Below are 4,340 nucleotides of genomic sequence, written 5' to 3'. Positions count from 1 at the left end.
CCTGGGAGGCCGGCCCGGGCACGGGCGGCCCGGACTCGGCCGGGGTGCCCGCCCACGCCGGCGGCGGCCCCGACACCCTGACCGCTTCCCGGGACCTGCCGGGCGCCACGCCGAGCTCCCGGGTCGATCTCACCGGCATCGGCGGCGACCGCTTCCCCGACGCCCCCGACACCCGCCGCGACGCAGACGCCGACACCACCGACCCCGACGGCCGCGGTGCCGGCCACCGCCACGACGGAAGCGCTGGCGATCGCGGCCCGAACCTGCGTGACGACGAGCCCGGTGCCACCAACCGCACGGATGCCACGCCCTCCCGGGACGGGGACGTTCCCAGGGACCGGGACACGTCCAGGAACGACTCCACCGACCGCCGTACCACGGGTGAGAGCTCCACCCGCTCGGACCGGGGCGACGGCGAGCGTTCCGGCCCGGGTCACGGTGACCGCGACAGGGACGGGCTCGGCGAGGACGGCCGCCGACACCCGATCTCCGGACCGCATGGTCCGGACTCTTCGGACACCCCGGACACGCATCGCGATGATGCCGACGCGGGCTCCGACACCAGGTCGCCCTCCGAGGGGAAAGAACCTGTCCCGGTCCCCACGACACGTGAGGAAGCCCAGGTGCGCGCCCGCGAGGTTCTCAGCACCATGGATCTCGGGAAGGGGAAAGAGTTCGTGAAGAACTTCGTCGACCTCGTCAACGACAGGAAGTACGGAGGACTGCTTGAGAGAGCCTTCTACAACAGTCTCGGCCACAGGCACAGGGAAGGCCTTATTATCAACGGTGAACCCGTTCCCAGTCTGACGAGGGCCGATTCAAGCGATCCCTGGGTCGCAAGGTCTCTTCTTCCACCACCCATTACCCCCAAATATCTCTTCGGAGAGATCAAGGGCGCCCGAGCAGGCCTGGCAAGCAGAATTATCCAGAAACTGGACAAATTTTCCAATCTGCGACAGATTTCGCTTGATGCGTACAATCCGCTGAACAAGATCGTCAAGGGGATCAAGGCGGAGTACGATCAGAAACCATCAGACACGGTGAGCCGGGAACTTGAAAAGGCAAGAGAGGCCCGGAGGCCCATGGGGAGCATGAAGAAGAGGTTCACGGAACAGTTCGGGGAGAGGGCAGCAGAACGAGCAGTCAGAGACAACTTTACCGGAAAGGAAGTCTCTTTCGAAGAGCCTCTGAGGAAAGCGAACGGAGAGGTTGTCAAGGACGCCCAGGGCAAGGTCCTCACAACCACTTGGCGCGGAACGCTGCCGGAACTCGCGGAGAGCATCCCAGGCAGGCCGAACCCCATTCCTCCCAGCGAAAACGCCCCCAAGAACGGCAACGACCAGTTCGACCAGATCTGGCGTACCAAGGACGGCGGGTTTGTTATCGTCGAGGCTAAAAGTAGTCTCGAAACCGGCCTCAACGAACGAACAATAAAATCCGACGATGGCCCCAGGAAATTTCAGCAGGGGACTCGAGAGTACTTTGATGATATATTGAAGGAGATGATCAATCGGGGAGGAGAAGAAAAGAAAATTGCCGAGGAAATCAAGCTCACAATGGCCAAGGACAAAGGGAAGATTAGCTATGTAGAAGCCAAAGGAAATCCAGACAAGTCTGGAAAATACCAAGGAAACTCGATGAGGTTCTTCGACATCAGAAAGAAAAAGGCATGAACTTCCATATACCCGGCCATGAGCTCTCCCATCGAGTGGATTCTGACCACTGGGATTCAAGTGCGGGCAACCGTAATGAGTGGTCTTCAATCCTGGAGTCGAATCCTGAGTCCGTCGACCTTGCATTGGGCTCTTTGCATATGGATGTGATGTTCGGCACCGCTGCGGACCCCGACGTGACACGCTTGGAGACCTGGGAAGCGTGGACCGCTGACATGCAGATGCATCACGCTCTGTTCGTAGTGGAAACCGAGCCGCCGGGTACCGATCTGGAGTTGATGGTCCACCATAGGATTCGACGTACCAAGGCCACCGGCCCTAGCTATTCCACTAGTGCCAGCAACTGGACCACCGCCTTCTTCCTGGCGGTCATCTGCCGCGAGCAACAGCGTTACCGAGAGCTGTGCGAGATCCCCGTCGATCTCCTCCGCGAGGCCGGCGAGAGCGAGGGAACCCAGTACAATCCCTTCACCTACCACTGGATTGCGGCTCTCCAGGCGTTCGTCCTCAATCGCCCCGGTCTGGGCGAGGAGCTTCTCGCCGCGATGGAGCTGTCCACACCCGAGAGAGTCGACTTCGGCGATGCTGAAAGCCTCGACAAGCTCGTTTTCCCGCCGATGAACGCCTTCCTTCGCCTGGTGGAGCGCGACAGCGACAAGTTCAACGAAGCCCTCGCACAAGGCCTGGCACTGCACCACGACTACTACACCGCCAACGCAGACCGGGCCAACGACATCAAGGGCGCGGTCCCGCTGAGCCTCCTGGCCATGGCGTGTCTGGCCTACGACACCGCAGAACAGGACTCCGACTTCCACTTCGACGTCGAGTCCGGCTACCTGCCCAAGCACATCCTCCAGCGCTCTTGGTACGGGGAGTTCCCCGTCTGACGGGTGCGGCCCGCCGCCGACTCCTCCGGGGAACAGTCCTCGCGCAGGCCCCGCACGGGCGGGGCGGGGGACAGCTGCTCCGACACGCCGGGCGAGGCGGAGGAGGTGGATTCCACCGTTTAACTTTGCTTGAGGAGTAATCCATGCACGGAAGAAAAAAGGGCCACATGGGGCCGCTTGAGGAGCAGGAGGCAACTGCCGAAATCGCCTCCAGTCTTCTGCAGTACTTTCCCGAAGGATGGCAATCCGCCCTCTATCACGTAAGAATCATGGGATCCTATGCCAATGAATTTTCAGAAGCCGAGAAAGGAGATGGTGAAATCGTTAGGACCGAACTTCCGCTCGACTCCAGCATGAAGTGCATGAAGCTACGGGCTGGAATGTACAGAGAGGGTGAGGGGACCTGGTTTTCCCTCAAACTGAAGCTTTGGAGCGGGGGGAGGTACAGGTCAGAATTCAACTATGACGATCATCCCGATTTTCTCTTCGCCCCGGATCTTCGCGAGTACGCCCGAGAGGCGAAGCTCTTCCCTCGTAGTGACGAATTCACGCCCGACTGGCTGCGCGAGAAGATTAATGAAGCAAACTCTACCAATGGAAACTAGAGCTCCTTGGAAAAACCCGCCGTCATGCACTGCTGAGGGATGGCTTCACCACCCTGAGGATGACACTGTAAGAAAAACCGAGAACACAGGGTTCGATGTTAGCATCCTGAAACAGGAAAAAATCACTTGTTCTTCCATCGGCATATAAAAGAATTAGATTACAATAAACTATGGCGCGGAAAGTGAGAAGCACTCCCAACATCAGCGCCAGGAAATGTCAGGGAGGGATGAAGACATCACCTCCCCGGCATGATGCGAGCATGCCCGCATACAAGCGCCACTTGGCGAAGATCGAAAAGAAGCGTGAAACCCAGATCGCCGGGATGGTGAAAGCACCGTTCACCGCGGGCATGTCCCTCAACAGCCTGGAGCTGAGCGCCAGGGTCACCCTGGCCATGGACCCGGACGCCTCAGAGCTGTACACCTGGGAGGCCTGGACCACCTGGATGCAAGTCGCCGAGGCCGTCTTCGCCATGTCCACCGCGCCCCCGGGAACGACGGTCGAGCGCCTCATCGACCACAAAACCCGCACCCTGCACGCCATCGGCCCCGGCCCCGACAGCGACGCGGGCAACTGGATCGACGCGTTCTTCCTCGCCCTCACCTGCCGCGACGAGGCCCGCGTCCACGCCCTGTGCCAGATCCCGGCCTCCTTCCTCAAAGAGGCCGGAGAAAGCCGCGGCGGAGGATACGACGACTACATCTACCCCTGGGTCACCGCACTACAGGACTTCATCCTCAACCGGCCCGACCTGGGCGACAACCTCTACGAGGCCATGCGGCTCTCCCAGCCCGAGCACGCCGAGATCAGCAGCGCCGAGAACCTCAACACCTTCATCTTCCCCCCGATGAACGCCCTCTACCGGCTCGCCGAACACGACACCGAGAACTTCGACGAGGCCATGGCCCAGGGGGTCCAGCTCTTCCACGACTACTACACCGCCGACGATGAGCGCACCAAGGACCTCATGGGCGCGGTCCCGCTGTTCCTGCTCGGGATCGCCTGCCTGGCCTACGACCTCAGCCAGATCGTCCCCGACTTCAACCCCGACCTCGGCTCGGCCTACCTGCCCAAGCACATCCTCCAGCGCTCCTGGCACGGCGAGTTCCCCGTCTGAGGGGCCACGCCCTAGGCTTCACCGTGCCGACCCACCCCTGTGAAGGATCCCCTTGAG

General features: G+C 60.9%; 3 protein-coding genes and 1 pseudogene. All 4 read left to right on the top strand.

All coding sequences use genetic code 11. The annotated features are described in order from the left end of the window. Positions 1-1,673, top strand: a pseudogene (locus AC0T5L_RS26990) (hypothetical protein); the annotation flags it as partial. A gap of 140 nt (positions 1,674-1,813) precedes the next feature. After that, positions 1,814-2,560, top strand: coding sequence for an immunity 49 family protein (locus AC0T5L_RS26985; RefSeq protein WP_476168312.1), 747 nt, complete (start codon positions 1,814-1,816; stop codon positions 2,558-2,560). A gap of 143 nt (positions 2,561-2,703) precedes the next feature. Beyond that, positions 2,704-3,165, top strand: coding sequence for a hypothetical protein (locus AC0T5L_RS26980; protein WP_476168311.1), 462 nt, complete (start codon positions 2,704-2,706; stop codon positions 3,163-3,165). A 281-nt stretch (positions 3,166-3,446) separates the two neighbouring features. Then, entirely contained in the window at positions 3,447-4,283 is an 837-nt protein-coding gene (locus AC0T5L_RS26975) for an immunity 49 family protein (RefSeq protein WP_476168310.1), read from the top strand. Positions 4,284-4,340 lie beyond the last annotated feature (57 nt).

It is taken from the genome of Nocardiopsis sp. TRM 82005 (genome assembly GCF_056312425.1).
Note: the sequence above shows the minus strand (reverse complement) of the source record. Positions and strands in the feature narration are given on the sequence as shown.